This is a genomic window from Amycolatopsis lurida (assembly GCF_900105055.1).
GTDB lineage: Bacteria > Actinomycetota > Actinomycetes > Mycobacteriales > Pseudonocardiaceae > Amycolatopsis > Amycolatopsis lurida.
The window spans coordinates 5,701,387-5,718,124 of record NZ_FNTA01000004.1 but is presented as its reverse complement, the minus strand read 5'-3'; the positions used below and the strand labels follow the sequence as shown (position 1 = coordinate 5,718,124).

20 protein-coding genes are annotated in these 16,738 nt (G+C 70.1%); 7 read left to right on the top strand and 13 right to left on the bottom strand.

Annotation, left to right across the window (positions count from 1 at the left end):
- Window positions 1-21: 21 nt before the first annotated feature.
- Genes BLW75_RS32565 through BLW75_RS32555 form a run of 3 tightly spaced genes read right to left on the bottom strand, consistent with a single transcriptional unit; the run spans window position 22 to window position 2,279 of the window.
- Window positions 22-789: an MBL fold metallo-hydrolase gene (locus BLW75_RS32565; protein ID WP_034308788.1), complete on the bottom strand. Its 768-nt coding sequence runs from the start codon at window positions 787-789 to the stop codon at window positions 22-24.
- A gap of 30 nt (window positions 790-819) precedes the next feature.
- A complete protein-coding gene (gene murI / locus BLW75_RS32560) occupies window positions 820-1,626 on the bottom strand; it encodes a glutamate racemase (RefSeq protein ID WP_007028257.1) in 807 nt (268 codons plus the stop codon).
- Window positions 1,623-2,279, bottom strand: a complete 657-nt coding sequence (locus tag BLW75_RS32555) for a rhomboid family intramembrane serine protease (RefSeq protein WP_034309254.1) — start codon at window positions 2,277-2,279, stop codon at window positions 1,623-1,625. Before BLW75_RS32555 ends, murI begins: the two co-directional genes overlap by 4 nt.
- 91 nt (window positions 2,280-2,370) lie before the next feature.
- Here BLW75_RS32555 and BLW75_RS32550 point away from each other — a divergent pair, with 91 nt between their 5' ends.
- The gene (locus BLW75_RS32550) at window positions 2,371-3,243 is read left to right on the top strand and encodes an arylamine N-acetyltransferase family protein (protein WP_034308793.1); all 873 of its coding nucleotides are present in this window, start codon (window positions 2,371-2,373) and stop codon (window positions 3,241-3,243) included.
- Here the strand turns inward: BLW75_RS32550 and BLW75_RS32545 are convergent.
- The 7 genes from BLW75_RS32545 to clpS all read right to left on the bottom strand — a co-directional run bounded on the left by BLW75_RS32545 (window position 3,204) and on the right by clpS (window position 7,789).
- Window positions 3,204-3,917: an aspartate/glutamate racemase family protein gene (locus BLW75_RS32545; protein WP_034308796.1), complete on the bottom strand. Its 714-nt coding sequence runs from the start codon at window positions 3,915-3,917 to the stop codon at window positions 3,204-3,206. The genes BLW75_RS32550 and BLW75_RS32545 overlap by 40 nt on opposite strands.
- A gap of 193 nt (window positions 3,918-4,110) precedes the next feature.
- On the bottom strand, window positions 4,111-5,061 hold the full coding sequence (locus BLW75_RS32540; RefSeq protein ID WP_034308799.1) for a PLP-dependent cysteine synthase family protein: 951 nt from the start codon (window positions 5,059-5,061) through the stop codon (window positions 4,111-4,113).
- A 3-nt stretch (window positions 5,062-5,064) separates the two neighbouring features.
- Complete coding sequence (locus tag BLW75_RS32535) at window positions 5,065-5,337, bottom strand: MoaD/ThiS family protein (protein ID WP_034308802.1); 273 nt, start codon at window positions 5,335-5,337, stop codon at window positions 5,065-5,067.
- Window positions 5,338-5,408: 71 nt separating this feature from the next.
- A complete protein-coding gene (locus BLW75_RS32530; protein ID WP_016336788.1) occupies window positions 5,409-5,825 on the bottom strand; it encodes a M67 family metallopeptidase in 417 nt (138 codons plus the stop codon).
- Window positions 5,826-5,946: 121 nt separating this feature from the next.
- Window positions 5,947-6,939: a P1 family peptidase gene (locus BLW75_RS32525; protein WP_034308810.1), complete on the bottom strand. Its 993-nt coding sequence runs from the start codon at window positions 6,937-6,939 to the stop codon at window positions 5,947-5,949.
- Window positions 6,936-7,493 (bottom strand): DUF2017 domain-containing protein, encoded by a 558-nt coding sequence (locus tag BLW75_RS32520; protein ID WP_034308812.1) that lies wholly within the window; start codon window positions 7,491-7,493, stop codon window positions 6,936-6,938. Before BLW75_RS32520 ends, BLW75_RS32525 begins: the two co-directional genes overlap by 4 nt.
- On the bottom strand, window positions 7,490-7,789 hold the full coding sequence (gene clpS, locus BLW75_RS32515) for an ATP-dependent Clp protease adapter ClpS (RefSeq protein WP_005165655.1): 300 nt from the start codon (window positions 7,787-7,789) through the stop codon (window positions 7,490-7,492). The genes BLW75_RS32520 and clpS overlap by 4 nt, the downstream gene beginning before the upstream one ends.
- 74 nt (window positions 7,790-7,863) lie before the next feature.
- Between clpS and BLW75_RS32510 the strand changes: the two genes are divergently transcribed.
- Genes BLW75_RS32510 through BLW75_RS32500 form a run of 3 tightly spaced genes read left to right on the top strand, consistent with a single transcriptional unit; the run spans window position 7,864 to window position 10,411 of the window.
- Window positions 7,864-9,168, top strand: a complete 1,305-nt coding sequence (locus BLW75_RS32510; protein ID WP_034308817.1) for a nicotinate phosphoribosyltransferase — start codon at window positions 7,864-7,866, stop codon at window positions 9,166-9,168.
- Between the two features lie 20 nt (window positions 9,169-9,188).
- Window positions 9,189-9,764: a nicotinamidase gene (locus BLW75_RS32505; RefSeq protein ID WP_034308821.1), complete on the top strand. Its 576-nt coding sequence runs from the start codon at window positions 9,189-9,191 to the stop codon at window positions 9,762-9,764.
- A complete protein-coding gene (locus BLW75_RS32500) occupies window positions 9,761-10,411 on the top strand; it encodes a bifunctional 4-hydroxy-2-oxoglutarate aldolase/2-dehydro-3-deoxy-phosphogluconate aldolase (RefSeq protein WP_034308823.1) in 651 nt (216 codons plus the stop codon). The genes BLW75_RS32505 and BLW75_RS32500 overlap by 4 nt, the downstream gene beginning before the upstream one ends.
- 60 nt (window positions 10,412-10,471) lie before the next feature.
- Here the strand turns inward: BLW75_RS32500 and BLW75_RS32495 are convergent, their stop codons facing one another.
- The gene (locus tag BLW75_RS32495; protein ID WP_034308826.1) at window positions 10,472-11,137 is read right to left on the bottom strand and encodes a choice-of-anchor P family protein; all 666 of its coding nucleotides are present in this window, start codon (window positions 11,135-11,137) and stop codon (window positions 10,472-10,474) included.
- Between the two features lie 143 nt (window positions 11,138-11,280).
- Between BLW75_RS32495 and BLW75_RS32490 the strand changes: the two genes are divergently transcribed.
- The 3 genes from BLW75_RS32490 to BLW75_RS32480 all read left to right on the top strand — a co-directional run bounded on the left by BLW75_RS32490 (window position 11,281) and on the right by BLW75_RS32480 (window position 14,475).
- Window positions 11,281-11,871 carry a biotin transporter BioY gene (locus tag BLW75_RS32490; RefSeq protein WP_034308829.1) on the top strand — a complete coding sequence of 197 codons (591 nt, stop codon included), beginning with the start codon at window positions 11,281-11,283 and terminating at the stop codon, window positions 11,869-11,871.
- Window positions 11,872-11,997: 126 nt separating this feature from the next.
- Window positions 11,998-14,064 carry an ATP-dependent DNA helicase gene (locus BLW75_RS32485; RefSeq protein ID WP_034308832.1) on the top strand — a complete coding sequence of 689 codons (2,067 nt, stop codon included), beginning with the start codon at window positions 11,998-12,000 and terminating at the stop codon, window positions 14,062-14,064.
- Between the two features lie 57 nt (window positions 14,065-14,121).
- On the top strand, window positions 14,122-14,475 hold the full coding sequence (locus tag BLW75_RS32480; RefSeq protein ID WP_007028272.1) for a hypothetical protein: 354 nt from the start codon (window positions 14,122-14,124) through the stop codon (window positions 14,473-14,475).
- Window positions 14,476-14,488: 13 nt separating this feature from the next.
- On the opposite strand, the gene BLW75_RS32475 is transcribed toward BLW75_RS32480, so the two are convergent.
- Together BLW75_RS32475 and BLW75_RS32470 are read right to left on the bottom strand one after the other, a co-directional pair.
- Entirely contained in the window at window positions 14,489-14,893 is a 405-nt protein-coding gene (locus BLW75_RS32475) for an OsmC family protein (RefSeq protein WP_034308834.1), read from the bottom strand.
- Between the two features lie 77 nt (window positions 14,894-14,970).
- The gene (locus tag BLW75_RS32470; RefSeq protein ID WP_034308836.1) at window positions 14,971-16,722 is read right to left on the bottom strand and encodes a serine/threonine-protein kinase; all 1,752 of its coding nucleotides are present in this window, start codon (window positions 16,720-16,722) and stop codon (window positions 14,971-14,973) included.
- Window positions 16,723-16,738 lie beyond the last annotated feature (16 nt).

Below are 16,738 nucleotides of genomic sequence, written 5' to 3'. Positions count from 1 at the left end.
CCGTCACTCTAGAACCCCGCGTCAGAGGTCGTAGACGGCGCCCTGCTCGACCAGCTCGGCCGAGGGGAACGCGACGGCCGCCTCGGCGAGGACCGCGTCGCGGTCGGTCCAGGGCGCGACGTGGGTGAGCAGCAGCCGCCCGACCCCGGCCTTGCGCCCCAGCTCCCCCGCTTCCTTACCGGACAGGTGGACGCCGGCGGGCCGGTCGGGCGAGTCGGTCCACGACGCTTCGGACAGCAGGACGTCGACGCCGCCCGCGAGATCGGTCAGGGTGTCGCAGACACCGGTGTCCCCGGTGTAGGCGAGGGTCTTGCCGCCGTGCGCGAACCGCAGGCCGAACGCCGGGGTCGGATGGTCGACCGGGACCGCGGTGACCTCGAACGGCCCGATCTTCATGGGCTCGCACCGCAGCGTTTCGAAGGCGAAGACGTCCGTGAGATCAGTGGTCGCCCGCTCGTCCTCGTTCGCCGCGTACGCGTAGGTGAGCCGCTCCCGCACGTCCGACGGCCCGTACACCGGCAGCCGCCGCGGCCTCGCCGGGTACGGCAGTGCGGGGTGGTAGCGCCGCAGCACGGTGAGCGCGCTGACGTCGGCGCAGTGATCGGGGTGCAGGTGCGAAAGGATCAGCGCGTCCAGGTCGAACGGGTCGCGCAGCGCCTGAAGCCTGGCGAGTGTCCCGTTGCCGAGCTCGAGCCCCAGGACGAATCCGTCCGCCTCGATCAGGTAGCCGGACGCGGCGGCGTTGGGCCCGGGGATGCTGCCCGAGCAGCCGAGGATCGTGAGACGCACTGTGACACCTTAAGCACGGAATCGGCGATTTTAGGCGCTGGTGGGAGCCAGCACACCCGGAGCGAAGCCCATGAACCGCTGAGCGAGTCTGGTGAACGGCTCGGCGGATCCGGTGGCGACGAACTCGTGCCGCGGCGGGGTGTCGCGCTCGGCGAGGAGGTCGGCCTCGGTGAGGACGCGCACGAGGTCACGCGCGGTCTCCTCGGCGCTGGACACCAGCGTCACGTCCTGGCCCATGACGATCTGCAGCACCCCGGACAGCAACGGATAGTGCGTGCAGCCCATGACCAGCGTGTCGACCTGCGCGTCCAGCAGTGGTTCGAGATAGCCCTGTGCGAGGCCGAGCACCTGGCGCCCGGTGGTGATCCCGCGTTCGACGAAGTCCACGAACCGCGGGCACGCGACACTGGTGATCTCGACGTCCTGCGCGGCGTTGAAGGCGTCGTCGTAGGCGCGCGACCGCACGGTGCCCTCGGTACCGATCACGCCGATGCGGCCGGAGCGCGTCGCGGACACGGCCCGGCGCGCGGCCGGGAGGACGACCTCGATCACGGGGACGTCGTACCGCTCCCTCGCGTCGCGAAGGCAGGCGGCGGAAGCGGTGTTGCAGGCGATGACCAGCGCCTTCACCCCGCCTTCGACGATGTCGTCCAGCGCTTCCAGCGCGTACTGCCGCGCGGTGGCGATGGGAAGCGGACCGTACGGGTTGCGGGCGGTGTCGCCGACGTAGCGCAACTGCTCACCGGGCAGCTGTTCCAGGATCGCCCTGGCGACGGTGAGCCCGCCCACTCCGGAATCGAAGACGCCGATGGGGGCGTCGGCGCTCGGCTTGGTCACCCGGCGAGGCTACCGGGACCGGTCGCTTTCCTGGCTTGGGACCTGTCCCTCCGCGCCATCAACCAGGCCGCGAAGACCCCGGACAGCGCGCCGAACAGGTGGCCCTGCCAGGAGACGTTCGGATCACCCGGAAGCAGTCCCCAGAGCATTCCGCTCCAGATGCCCAGCAGCACCACGGCCACCAGGATCTGCCCGACCGCACGGTTGAAAATGCCCCGGACCAGCAGGAACGCGAGCCAGCCGAAGGCGACGCCGGACGCTCCGACGGTCACCGTGCCACCCGGCGCGATCAGCCAGACACCGACGCCGGACAGCACCCAGATGATCGCGGTGACCAGTACCCACCGGCCGATACCCGCGGACATCGCGAGGAAGGCGAACACCAGCACCGGGACGGTGTTGGAGAACAGATGCCCCCAGCCCGCGTGCAGCAGCGGCGCCCACAGCACGCCGTCGAGATCGGAGAGCTCGCGGGCGACGATGCCACCGCTCTGGTCGAGGTCGGCGGGCAGCACGACGTCGACCAGCTCGACCAGGTAGAGCAGCGCGGTGAAGGCCAGCGCGACGATCGCGGCGGCCCTCGGATTCGCCGGCAGGACGCGTTTGGCCGGATCGCTGCCGGGCTCGCTCGCCGGGACCGGCTGGGAAGGCAAAGTGGTCACCTCCACAGGCTACGGCGGCGCACGGCGAGATCGCCTCCGTGAGAACCCTGAACTGTCGGTGGGTGCCGCTACGGTCGATCGCATGGGGTTCCCTTCTTCCGAGCACGTCGACGTGCCCACCTACCTCGCGCGACTCGGCCTCGAGCACGAGCCGCCGAGCCTCGACGCGCTCTTCCGGCTGCACAAGGCTCATGTGGAGCGGGTGCCGTACGAGGATTTCGAAGTCCAGCTCGGCCGCGTGACCCCGCTGGACCCGGCGGTGTCGTTCGGCCGGATCGCCGCCGGCCGCGGTGGCTACTGCTATCACCTCAACGGCGCGTTCTCGGCACTGCTGCGGGCGCTCGGTTATCAGGTCACCCGGCATCCGAGCGGGGCACAGATGCCGGGCGCACCGTCCGGGATCCACCTCAATCACCTGGCGCTGACGGTGACCGGGCTGCCGGAGGAGCCCCAGGCCGGCTGGCTGGTCGACGTCGGGCTCGGGGACGGCATCCACGAGCCGATCCCGCTGCGTGAGGGCGAGTACAAGCAGGGGCCGCTGGTGTTCCGCATGCGCCCCTCGGAGGTCACGCCGGGCGGCTGGCGGTTCGACCACGATCCGCAAGGCAGTTTCGTCGGGATGGACTTCGCGCCGGAGGCGGCCGTGATGGCCGACTTCGCCGAGAAGCACATCGAGCTGTCGACGGCCGAGGATTCCGGCTTCGTCCGCACGCTGGTGGTGCAGCGGCGCGACGCGGAGGGAGTGGATTCGCTGCGCGCGCTGACCTTGAGCGGCCTTCCGGGCGGCAAGACCGTGCTGGAATCACCGGCCGAGTGGTGGACGGCGATCGAGGACGTCTTCGGAGTGGCTCGCGCCGGCTTCACCGGAGAGGAACAGGACCGGCTGTGGCGGCAGGCCGTCGCCCAGCACGAACGTCACGCTGTGGGAGGAAGGGAGGCCTTGCCCAGCGCGTAGTCCACGGCCGCTTCGGCGTGCAGCCTCGTCGTAGGGAAGGTGGGCACCGGGCTGTCTTCAGGACCGACGAGCAGTTCGATCTCGGTGCAGCCGTAGATCACACCCTCCGCGCCCGCCTCGACGAGTCTCGCGATGACCTCGCGGTACCGCTCACGGGAGTCCTCCGTGACGACACCGTGGACGAGCTCGTCGTAGATGACCCGGTGCACCGTCTCGCGGTCCTTCTCGTCCGGCACGAGCACGTCGAGACCGTGGGCGGCGAGACGTTCGCGGTAGAACGGCCGGGCCATGGTGAACCCGGTGCCCAGGAGCCCGACCCTGGTGATTTCGCGGGCCTTGACCGCGGCCGCCGTGGTGTCGGCGAGATGCAGGAGCGGCACGTCCAGGCCGTCGGTGAGCTGGTCGGCGACCTTGTGCATCGTGTTGGTGCAGAGGACGACGAAGTCCGCTCCGGCGGCTTCGAGAGCGAGGGCGGCGCGGTTCAGTTCCCGTCCGGCGTCGTCCCAGCGCCCTTCCGCCTGCATCGCTTCGATTTCGGCGAAGTCCACGGAGTACAGCACGGTGCGCGCGGAGTGATACCCGCCGCGCAACTCGCGGACGCGTTCGTTGACCAGCCGGTAGTACTCGGCCGACGATTCCCAGCTCATCCCGCCCAGCAACCCGATGACCTTCATACGCGCCATCGTGCCAGCGTCACGACTGCTGGGTCTCGTGAGCGGACGAGGCAGGGCCGCTCTTCGGCACCCGCTGCCTGCGGCGGCGGTGGGGCCAGGTCTCGTGAGTGGTAAGGACGGTTAAAACCGTCCTTACCACTCACGAGGCACGCACCCTTTCGGCGGGGATCACCAAGCCCGCGCGAGTGGCTGGTCAGGCCCAGAGCTGCCCGTCGAGCCTTTCGGCCGCTTCGTCGAGCGAGCCGGAGTACGCGCCCGTCGAGAGGTACTTCCACCCCGCGTCCGCGACCACGAAGGCCACATCGGCGGGCTTCCCGGCGGCGGCGGCCTTCTCGGCGACGGCCAGCGCCGCGTGCAGCACGGCGCCCGTCGAGATCCCCGCGAAGATGCCTTCGTGCTCCAGCAGCTCACGCGTCCGGCGAAGCGCGTCGTAAGCGCCGACGGAGTACCGGCCGTTGAGCACGCTCGCGTCGTAGAGCTCCGGCACGAAGCCCTCGTCGAGGTTCCGCAGGCCGTACACCAGCTCGCCGTAGCGTGGTTCGGCCGCGATGATCTGCACGTCCGGCTTCGCCTCGTGCAGGTAGCGCCCGACACCGACCAGGGTGCCGGTGGTGCCGAGGCCACCGACGAAATGCGTCAGGGTCGGCAGGTCCTTGAGCAGTTCGGGCCCGGTGCCGCGGTAGTGCGCGTCGGCGTTCGCCGGGTTGCCGTACTGGTAGAGCATCACCCAGTCCGGGTTGGCCTCGGCCAGTTCCTTCGCCCGGCGCACGGCCTCGTTGGACCCGCCGGCGGCCGGGGAGAAGACGATCCGCGCGCCGTACGCCTGCAGCAGCTGCTTGCGTTCGGTCGAGGTGTTCTCCGGCATCACGCACACCAGGCCGTAGCCCTTGAGCTTCGCGGCCATCGCGAGCGCGATCCCGGTGTTGCCCGACGTCGGCTCCAGGATCGTGGAGCCGCGCCGGAGCGTGCCTTCGCGCTCGGCGGCCTCGATCATCGCCAGTGCGGGGCGATCCTTGATCGAACCGGTCGGGTTGCGATCCTCCAGCTTCGCCCACAACCGCACGTCATGGGTGGGCGAAAGCCGGGGAAGGCCGACCAGCGGCGTGCCGCCGAGCGCGTCGAGCAGCGACTCGAAGCGAGCCATCGATCAGCCACCGGCCACGGCGGGCAGGATGGTCAGGGTGTCGCCGTCCTTGACCTCGGCCTCGAGGCCACCGGAGAAACGGACGTCCTCGTCGTTGACGTAGACGTTGACGAAGCGGTGCAGCTTCTCTTCCTTGACCAGGCGGGCCTTGAGGCCGCCGTGGCGGGACTCGATGTCGTCGATCACCTCGAGCACGGTCTTGCCGCTGGCCTCGACGGACTTCTCGCCGCCGGTGTGCGTACGCAGGATGGTCGGGATGGACACGGTCACGGCCATGGTTTTCTACCTCCGGTGGGTTCTCTGCTACGCAGACGTTCTGGTCGGGCCGGGTTATTCCCGGGCCCGGTTCAGCCGATGATCTCGACGGGCTCCTCGGTGATCTCCCCGTCCACGATCCGGTACGAACGGAACTGGTGCGAATCGGGGTCCTTGGTGGAAACGAGCACGTAGTGCGCGTCGGGTTCCGAGGCGTACGAGACATCGGTGCGGGACGGATAGGCGTCGGTCGCGGTGTGCGAGTGGTAGATGACCACCGGGACCTCGTCGTTGGCGTCCATCTCGCGGTAGAGCTTGAGCAGATCGCCCGAGTCGAATTCGTAGAACGTCGGCGAGCGCGCCGCGTTCAGCATGGGGATGTATCGCTCGGGGCTGTCCGATCCCTCGGGACCGGCGATCACCCCGCACGCCTCATCGGGATGGTCACGACGGGCATGGGCGACGATCTCGTCGACGAGTTCACGGCGGATCCGGAGCACGTCGCCCATCTTAGGTGCTGGAAAGGGTGGGTCCACACCTTGAGATCGCCGCCACTCCCACCCGCGTTTCGTCATCTGGATGCGGTAGTTGCACGCGCAACTACCGCATCCAGATGACGAAACGCGGAGGTCAGGAGAAGGCTTCCGGCCAGACGTCCCGGTACGCCCGCATGCCCCCCGCCGAAGTGGCCGAAAGCACTCCGTGCACCATCGCCCGCCCGAAGACCCGCGCGGCCGCCGAGCACAGCGTGTCCAGCACCATCGCGCGCCGAGCCGCCGCGACAGGGCCCGCGCCGCCGGGCAGTTCCCGGTCGCCGGTCGCCAGCGCGAACACCGTGTCGCCGTCGAACATCGTGTGCGCGGGCCGCACTGCCCTGGCGAGACCGTCCTGCGCGGCCACCGCGAGCCGCCGCGCCTCCGCCTTGGACAGCGCCGCGTCGACCGCGACCACGCCGATGGTCGTGTTGAGCCCCGCGGCCTTCGCCTCGACGTCGCCCGGCCGATCGGGCCAGCGGACACCGAACTCACCGTCGACCTCGTGATCCGCCGCGTACGCGCGGCCCGTCGAGATATCCACGGCCTCGCCGGCGGCGTTCACGGCGGCGACGACGCCGACGGTGAACTCCCCGGCCTTCTCCGAAGCCGTCCCGATCCCGCCTTTGAGTGATCCCGCCTTCGCCCCGGCTCCCGCGCCGACGGTCCCGAGCGCGACCGGACCCCCGGCGGCCGCTTCACAGGCCGCGTAACCGAAGGAGGCGTCCGGACGGTTTCCCCACTCGCTGCGCGGCAGGTCGAACAGCACCGCGGCGGGCACGATCGGCACCACCTCGTGCGGCTGAGTGCCCACGGGGATGCCCAGATTCCGCTCGGCGAGCCAGCGCATGACGCCGTCCGCGGCGGCCAGACCGTACGCGCTCCCGCCGGACAGGCAGATCGCGTTGACGTGCTGGACCAGATTCTCCGGCTCCAGCAGATTGGTCTCGCGCGTTCCGGGCGCGCCGCCGCGCTGGTCGACGGCCCCGACCGCGCCGCCGGGAACCAGCACGACCGTCGTCCCGGTCGCCCAGCCGTCGCCGACCCGCTCGTGGTGCCCGATCAGCACCCCCGGGACGTCGGTGATCATGACGTCAGCGACTGGATGAGGGTCTCCTGCACCCAGGTCAGCCAGTGGTAGACGCCGAGATGCGGCGCGCGGGGATCGTCCTCGGGCAGTTCGTCGGGCATGTCCTCGGTGACGTCGAGCGCGGTGCCCAGCGCGAGCCGGACGTCGTTGAGCGCGCCCAGCCACGCATCGGCCTGCTCGAAGGTCAGCCGCACGTTCCCGCCGTCACGCGGCAGGGTGTCCAGCACGATCTTGGCGACGCCGACCTTCTTGTCCAGCAATTCGGGCTCGTGGATCGACCGCATCGCGGCGGCCGAGTCGATGTCCTCGCGGGTCGGGTTGTCCGGGTCCAGCTTGTGGAAGTCCGGCAGCAGCCGGGAAAGCACCGGGTCGTCAGGCGATTCGGTCGGGCCCATCCGGATCCCGGTCAGCTCCGCCAGCTCGTCCTGGGGCGCCTCCTCGGCGCGCGCGGTGAGCATGTCCTCGAGCTGGCTGACCAGGCCGCGCAGCACCGCGGCCTCCTGCTGCTCGAACCCCGCGACGATGGTGTCGCCCTTGCGGCGCCATCCGTTCATGAAGGCTGCTCCATGGTGGCCCAGAGGCCGGCCGCGTGGAGCTTCGCGACGTCGGTCTCCACCTTCTCCTTGGAACCGGACGACACGATCGCCTTGCCCTTCTGGTGCACGTCGAGCATCAGTTTCGTCGCGTGGTCCCGGCTGTAACCGAACAGCTTCTGGAACACGTACGTCACATAGGACATGAGGTTCACCGGATCGTTCCAGACGACCGTCCGCCAGGGTTTGTCCTCAGAGACGACCTCTACTCCCTGTGGATCAACCTGCGTCTGCTCGGATGCGACAGGCGTGGACATGCACTCCATGGTGTCACGGGCCCGTTCCGGTATGGGCTGGCAGGTCCGGCCATGTGGGTGAATAGGCTGGTGCCATGGGTTTCCCCGAGGCGGCCACTGGCGCCAGCACCGCGCTGCTCACCGACCACTACGAGCTGACCATGCTGGCCAGCGCCCTGTCCGACGGTACGGCGGACAGGCCGTGCGTTTTCGAGGTCTTCGCACGTCGTCTGCCCGACGGCCGCCGCTACGGCGTCGTCGCGGGCACGGGCCGGGTCCTCGACGCGATCGCCGACTTCCGGTTCACCGACGCCGAGCTGAGCCAGCTGGAAGCGACGGCGGTCGTCGACGACGCCACCCTTTCGTGGCTCGCGGACTACTCCTTCTCGGGGAACATCGACGGATACCCCGAGGGCGAGCTCTACTTCCCCGGCTCCCCGATCCTGACCGTCACCGGCTCCTTCGGCGAGGCCGTGGTGCTGGAGACGCTGATCCTCTCGATCCTCAACCACGACAGCGCGATCGCGTCCGCCGCGGCGCGGATGTCCGGTGCCGCGCACGGCAGGCCGATCATCGAAATGGGCGGCCGCCGCACGCACGAGTACGCCGCCGTCTCCGCCGCGCGGGCCGCGTACCTCGCCGGCTTCGCCACGACCTCCAACCTCGAAGCGGGCCGCCGCTACGGCATCCCGACGCGGGGCACCGTCGCGCACGCGTTCATGTTGCTGCACGACAGCGAGGAACAGGCGTTCCGCGCGCAGGTGGACAAGATGGGCACCGACACCACGCTCCTGGTGGACACCTACGACATCACCAAGGGCATCGAAACGGCCGTCCGGGTGGCCGGGACCGAACTCGGCGCGATCCGCATCGACTCCGGCGACGTGGGCCCACTGGCACGCAAGGCCCGCGAGCAGCTGGACGCCCTCGGCGCCAAGGACACCCGCATCGTGGTGTCGGGCGACCTCGACGAGCACGCCATCGCGGCGTTGCGGGCGGAACCCGTCGACGCGTACGGCGTCGGGACCTCGGTCGTCACCGGTTCCGGCGCGCCGACCGCCGGGATGGTCTACAAGCTCGTGGAGGTCGACGGCAGGCCGGTCGCCAAGCGCAGCGCGCACAAGGAATCACGCGGTGGCAGGAAATCCGCGCTGCGGCGGCACCGCGAGACCGGCACCGCCGTCGAAGAGGTGATCTGGACGGCCGGGTCCGAGGTCCCGGAACAGGGACCGAACGACCACGAATTGCAGATTCCGCTGGTCCGGGACGGCCGGACGGTGGATGATTTGCCCACGCTGGACGACGCGCGCCAGCGGCTTCGGCGGGCGCTGGTGAGCCTTCCGTGGGAAGGCCTCAAGCTCTCCCACGGGGAGCCCGCCATCCCGACCGTATTCGTCTAAAGAGAACTCAGGAGCAACACATGGGGACCGCCTTGATCGTGGTCGATGTGCAGAACGACTTCTGCGAAGGCGGGTCGCTCGGCCTGCCCGGTGGCGCCGCCGCCGCCGAAGCGATCTCCAAGCAGGCCGCGGAAGGTGGCTACGCGCACGTCATCGCCACCCGCGACTACCACATCGACCCGGGCGACCACTTCAGCGAGACGCCGGACTTCAAGGACAGCTGGCCGCGTCACTGCGTCGCCGGCACCTCCGGCGCGTCGTTCCACCCCGCGCTCGACGTGGTCCCGATCCGCGAGGTCTTCTCCAAAGGCGAGTACACCGCCGCGTACTCCGGTTTCGAAGGCAACGCGCGCGACGGCAAGACGCTCGACGCGTGGCTGAAGGAGCACGACGTCACCGAGGTCGACGTCGTCGGCATCGCGACCGACTTCTGCGTCCGCGCCACGGCGCTCGACGCGGCGAAGGCGGGCTTCAAGGTCCGGGTACTGCTGGACCTCACGGTCGGTGGCTCGCAGCCGACCGTCGACGCCGCGCTCAAGGACTTCGACGAGGCGGGCGTGACCTACACCGGGAAGGCGCCGGTCCCGGTCGCATGATCCAGCACGACCTCCAGGACACCCTGATCGAAAACCGGCTCGTCGCGATCCTGCGGGCCGCGGACGCGAACCGGTTCGCCGACGCCGCCACGGTGCTGCACGCGGCGGGCGTGCGAGTGCTCGAAGCGGCGTTGACCACGCCGGGCGCCACGGACGCCATCTCGACCATCCGCAAGAAGCTCGGCGACGACGCGCATGTCGGCGCCGGAACCGTGCGCGAGGTGTCCGACGTGGACATCGCGGCGGACGCGGGCGCGACGTTCCTGGTCACACCGACGGTGAACCCGCTGGTCATGGAGCGCGCGCACGAACGCGGGCTGCCGGTGATCTGCGGCGCGCTGACGCCGACCGAGATCGACCAGGCATGGCGTCTCGGCGCGGCGGCGGTGAAGGTCTTCCCGATCGCCGCGGTCGGCGGGATCGCCTACCTGCGGGCGATCCGGGCGCCGATGCCGGACATCCCCCTCGTCCCGACCGGCGGCGTCCACCTGGCCGACGTCGCGAAGTACCTCGAGTCCGGCTCGATCGCCGTCGCGGCCGCCACGCCGCTTCTCGGTGACGCGCTCGCCGGTGGCTCGCTGGCAGACCTCGCGACCCGGGCGAGTGAGTTCGTCGCCGCGGCCGCGAAGTACGTCTCACGTCTCTGACCGCAATTCGTCATCTACTTGCGATCTCGATCTCCGCAAGTAGATGACGAATTGCGGAGGTCAGGGCTTCTTCTTGCCGTACGGGTCGCAGCGCGCGGTCCCGAGGTAGATGTCGCCCTTCGCCGGTCCGCCGCCCTGCGGGAACAGCTTGATGTGCAGCATGTGCGTCACGAGGCTCCCGTCGGGCGGCGTCGGCGTGACGGTCTCGTTGACCGTGAGCGACGCCAGTGGCGTCCCGGCCTTGCCGCCCGGGATGGTCAGCCGGTAGTTCTGCGGGATGTTCTCCGGCAGCGTGAACCCGGTGACGTCGCCGAACTCGATGTAGCCGAGGCTGCCGTCCTCGGTGGTGCTGCACTTCGCCATGAACGAGCGGACCTTGATGACCGGGCCGCCGAAGCGTTTGAGCAGGGTGGTCTCGAACCGCCGCCCGGCCGCCTCGCCGATGGCCACCGCGCCGTTGCGGCCGCAGCGCGACTCACCCCCGCCGAACCGGGCGAAGTCGCCGACGGATCCGCCCTGGGTCTTCGCGCTCAAGGGACCATCGACGTCGCACGGCGCGAGCTCGCCGGTGACCACGTGTTCGTCGCCGACCTCCACGTCGAGCGAACCGACCGACGCGGCCGCCGTCGCGGGCGCGGGACCGGCCGACGCGGCCGCCGGACCTCCCGCCACCAGCGCCCCGGTCAGCATCGTCACCGACAACAGCCTCGAAACGGGTTTCCTCATGTCCGGCAGCCTCCACCAACCGCCTGGCCCGCGCAGGGCCATGCCACCCGGTCGAGTGGATCGTGAGGTGCCCGACATTCGGTCCTCGTCCGGTCGTCTGGCGTTAACCTCGGTTCACATTCGTGTACTCATAGGAGGTCTGAGTGTCTTCGCTGTCTGTGGCCGGCGCCCGTCCGGTCCTCGCCGACCTCGTTCCCGGCGCACTGGTCCGTGACGCGGCCCTGGTCGCCGGTGGTGCCGCCCTGACCGGTGCGGCCGCGCAGATCCTGATCCCGGTGCCCGGCTCCCCGGTGCCGATGACCGGCCAGACGTTCGCCGCCCTGCTGGTCGGCGCCGCGCTCGGCTGGAAGCGCGGCGCGCTGTCGATGGCGCTGTACCTCGCCGTCGGCGCGGCCGGGTTCGGCTGGTTCCAGAACGGTTCTTCCGGCCTGTTCGGCGCCAGCGCCGGCTACATCGTCGGCTTCGTGTTCGCCGGCGCCCTGGTCGGCGCGCTCGCCGGCCGCGGCGGCGACCGCACGCCGCTGCGCACGGCGGGGACGATGGTGCTGGGCAACCTCGCCATCTACTCGGTCGGCGTGCCGTGGCTGATGGCGTCGACCGGCTTCGGCCTGTCGACCGCGCTCGAGAAGGGTGTCGTGCCGTTCCTGATCGGGGACGCGCTGAAGATCGCCGTCGCGGCGGCACTGCTTCCGGGCACCTGGGCGTTGGTCTCTCGCTTCCGCAAGGAGTCGTGACCGGCCCTTTCACCGCCCCACGAGCTGCAATGAAGGGGGCCTTTCACAGCAGAATTTGCTGTGAAAGGCCCCTTCATCGCACGGGGCGGACGATCTTGACGGTGCCCCCGGCTATCGTCTTGTCCCGTGCCTTCCCGTGCTGATTTCCCCGGTGTCCTCGAACTCCTGACCCACGCGGTCGAGTCCGTGGGCGGTGCCGAGCGCGAGGGCCAGGTCAAGATGGCGGACGCGGTCGGCCGGGCCATCCGCACCGGCGAGCACCTGGCCGTCCAGGCGGGCACGGGCACCGGGAAGTCGTTGGCCTATCTCGTTCCCGCGATCCGGCACGCGGTCGAGAAGGAGGCCACGGTCGTGGTCTCCACGGCCACCATCGCGCTGCAGCGCCAGCTCGTCGACAGGGACCTCCCCCGGCTGGCGAAGGCGCTGAAGAAGCCACTCGGCCGCGAGCCCACCTTCGCGATCCTCAAGGGCCGCCGTAACTACCTCTGCCTACACCGGCTCGATTCCGGCGCCCCGGACGAGCCGGAAGACCAGCAGCTGTTCGACCCCTTCGCCGTCTCCCGGCTCGGCAAGGAGGTCACGCGGCTGCGGGAATGGTCCTCCGACACTGAAACCGGTGACCGCGACGAGCTGGTCCCCGGCGTCTCCGACCAGGCGTGGCGCCAGGTGTCGGTCACGGCCAAGGAATGTCTGGGCGCCTCACGGTGCCCCATCGGCACGGACTGTTTCGCCGAACGGTCCCGCGCCGAGGCGGGCAAGGCCGACGTCGTGGTCACCAACCACGCGCTGCTGGCGATCGACGCGCTGCAGGGCTACCAGGTGCTCCCCGAGCACGACCTCGTGATCATCGACGAGGCGCACGACCTCGTGGACCGCGTGACGTCCGTGGCGACCGGCGAGCTGACCAGCGGCATGGTCTCCGCCGCCGCCCGGCGCTGCGGGAAACTGGTCGACGACGACGTGGCCGACCAGTTGCTGGAGGCGAGCGACGGGCTGGCCTTGATCCTCGACGACCTGCCGTCGGGCCGGATGGACTCGCTGCCGCAGGCCCTCACCGGTGCGATCCCCGCGGTCCGTGACGCCGCGCATCGCTGTCTCACCGCGCTCGGCAAGGACCGCAAGGAGGACGTCGACGAGGCCACGGCCCGCAAGCTGGCGCGGTCGCTGCTCGAAGAGGTCCACGACACCGCCGTCCGGCTACTCGAAGCCTTCGACGACGACAAGGCGCATCAGCGCGACGTCGTCTGGCTGACCGGGGACCGCTTCTCCACGAACCCGCGTCCGCCCGCGTTGAAGGTCGCCCCGCTGGGTGTCGCGGGTCTGCTGCGGGAGCGAGTCTTCAACCAGCACACGACCGTCCTCACGTCGGCGACGCTGACCCTGGGCGGCACGTTCGACACCATGGCCAGGCAGTGGGGCCTCCCGCCCGGCGGCGCGAGGGTGGAGAAGGCGCCTGGCGCGGCGACGGATAAGGCGGTCCCGGCCGATGGCGACGGCAGTGGCGACAGTGACGGCCCGAAGTGGACCGGCCTCGACGTCGGCTCCCCGTTCGACCACAAACGCAACGGCATCCTCTACCTGGCCAAGCATCTGCCGCCGCCGGGCCGGGACGGGTTGCAGCCCTCGACCATGGACGAGCTGGCCGAGCTGATCGAGGCCGCGGGCGGGCGCACGCTCGGCCTGTTCTCCTCGATGCGCGCGGCGAAGCAGGCCACCGAGGAGATGCGGGAGCGGCTCGACCTGCCGATCCTCTGCCAGGGTGACGACACCACCGGCCTGCTGGTGCAGAAGTTCTCCGAGGACGCGCGCACCTGCCTGTTCGGCACGCTGTCGTTGTGGCAGGGCGTCGACGTGCCCGGCCCGTCGCTCCAGCTCGTGGTGGTCGACAGGATCCCGTTCCCCCGTCCGGACGATCCGGTCTCCTCGGCGCGGCAACGCGCCGTGGAAGCCAGGGGCGGCAACGGTTTCCTCACCGTCGCGGCCACGCACGCCGCGCTGCTGCTCGCACAGGGCACGGGACGGCTGCACCGTTCGGTCACCGATCGCGGCGTCGTCGCGATCCTGGACTCCCGGCTGGCCACCGCCCGCTACGGCGGATTCCTGCGCGCCTCGCTGCCGCCGTTCTGGCCGACCATGGATCCGAAGGTCGCCCGCGACGCGCTGCGCCGCCTCGACGCCGCCGCCCCGGCCTGAGTGGCCTGGAACACGGCCGAGTACCGTTAACGGAACGCCGAAGACAGGGAGAACCGGTTGTCCCACGAGTCGCCCAACGCACAATCCCGGACCGTCAGCGTCGATGACACCGGAGTGCGGCGCCAGCTCGCGGACGGAAGCGAGGAAGCCGTCACGTGGTCCGAGCTGTCCGCGGTGGTGGTCAGAGTGATCCCTGAAGGCCCGTGGAAGGAAGACGTCTTCTTCATGCTCGCCGGCGCCGACGGGAAGGGCACCGCGATCCCCAGCGGCGACCCGGCCGCCGACGCGCTGATCGAGCGGCTGCAGACACTGCCCGGCTTCGACAACGAGAAATTCATCGAGGCCATGACCACCGACGCCGACGAGGCGTACGTGGTCTGGAGCGCCGAAGGCCACGCCGCCAAACACTGAGCCAAGGGAGGGCTTACTCGACCGGGAAGCTCTCCGTGACCGGGATGCCCTTCTTCAACGTCCGGCTCACCGTGCACAGCCGCTCGATCGCCCGGTCCACCGCCCCCGCGAGCGCCTCGCGGTCCTCAGCGGCGAGCGAGGACACGTCGACGTCGAAAGCCACGTGGACGGCGTCGAGCTCCGAAGCGTCTTCGCGCCGGTCTGCGGTCACGCCGACCCGGAACTTCGAGTCCTCCCCGATCCGGCGCGTGATGAGGTTCTCGGCGGTGACGGCCGAACAGCCCGCCGCCGCGATCTGGAGCAGTTCGGCGGGTGAGAAGGCACCCTCGGCGCCCTTGCGGCCGATCACGACCTCGGCACCACGTTCGTTGCGGCCGATGAAGCGGTGCTCACCGTCGCGCTGGACTTCCAAAGACACGGTTTTCCCTTTCGGTGTCCGTAGGCGGGCGGTTCACGCGTGTGTCACCGTCCGGGCAAAGCGGCTGCGCCTCTCTTTCAGAGTGGCGGCAGCCTGGGGGCGATCTCGCCGGCCAGCCGTTCCGCGGCCGGGCACATCTCCTGCGGCTGCTTGACCTTGTCCGCGACGTAGATCTCCACCGTCTCGATCATGGCACGCCCGTTGCCGCCGAAGGTCCGGTGCGGGATCTCGGCCTGACAAGCCTTCCACTCGGCCGAGACCTCGACGAAGGCTTCCCGCGAGCCGAGAGCGACCCTCCTGTCGTCGAGATCCTTGAACGGCGCCCGCTCCCGCTCGAACCGGATCGTCACCTGGGTCTCGCGATGGTTCCAGTAGCACTCCCAGTTCCCGAACACCGGATCCGGCGCGGCCGGGCCGCCGACGATCGCCTGCGGCAGCTCACCGCCCAGCGCGCAGGCGTCGAGGCTCCCGAGCGAACCGTCGGGGAAGGGAGCGGGACGCCGTTCGACCGGCTCCCGGTTCAGCACGCTCACCGCGTGCGTGGCCACCGGGTCGACGTAATCGCACAGATGCGCGTGCCAGTTCCGGATGTGCCGGGCGTGCACCCACACCTGGTTGCCGTCCGGCAGCGGGATACCCCGTGCGCATTTGTCTTCGGAGTCGCTCGGGATCTCACGCACGATCAGCTGCCCTGGCATCGGCTTGTCCAGCAACGGTGACGTCGGCGTCGTCAGTTCGAGCCGGATGTCGACGATGTCCTCCTTGTCGGCGCTCAGGCGCAGGAGGACACCGCAGGCGTTGAAGTTGCCGGTGGCATTGTCCAGTTCGGGGGTCCCGAGATGATTCAGCACGGACGGGTCCACGAGCGCGCAAGGATCCGCCGTCCGCCGGTCACCGACCAGTTCGGACGGCGGGCCCGCCGCGATCGACGCGGGTTCTCTCGTGGCGTAGAGCAGGCCCCCGGTCAGTATCAGGACCGCCGCGACGGCCGCGATCGCGATGGCGCGTCTGGTCACCCGGAAACGTCGTCTCCGCGCCGGAACGACGACGTCCGCGACCTCGGACAGCAATTCGGCGGCACGGACGGCGTCCGGACGCCCGGCGGGTTTGCGCCGCAGCAGTTCCATCAGCGCGGGCGCCAGCGGTCCCGCCCGGCGGATCGGTTCCAGCGTGTATGACGTCGCCCGCCGGAGCTGGACGAACGGCCCGACGCTCGCGTCTCCCCACACCGAGGTGCCTTCGACGGCGGCGAACAGTGTCGCGCCCAGTGAGAACACGTCCGCCGCGGCACCCGCCTGCCGTCCTTCGGCCATCTCCGGCGCGACGTAACCGGGAGTCCCGACGTCGAGGCCGCCGCCGGTCCGGGTCACCTCCGCCCACTGTGCGATCCCGAGGTCGGTGAGTTTGGCCGTACCGTCGTCGGCCACCAGGACGTTTCCCGGTTTGAGGTCGCGGTGGACCATGCCCTTCTCGTGCATCGCCGCGAGCGCCGCGGCGAGCTGGACACCGATCTTGGCCACCTTGCCGGGCGGCAGCGGCCCGTCGGCGTCGATGACGTCGGCGAGGCTGCGCGAGGGCAGGTATTCCATGACGAGCCAGCGGTCGTCACCGTCGATCACGGCGTCGAAGACGGTCACCACGTTCGGGTGATGCAGGCCCGCGCCGATCCGCGCCTCGCGCCGGATCTGGCCACTGTCCCCTGCCTGCGAGCGTTTGAGGGCGACGACCCGGCCGAGGTCCAGATCGGTGGCACGCCAGACCACGCCCATGCCCCCGGCGCCGATCCGCTCCTCCAAGCGATAGCGCCCGGCGATCAGCCGGTCACCCATGCGGGGAGTATAGGAG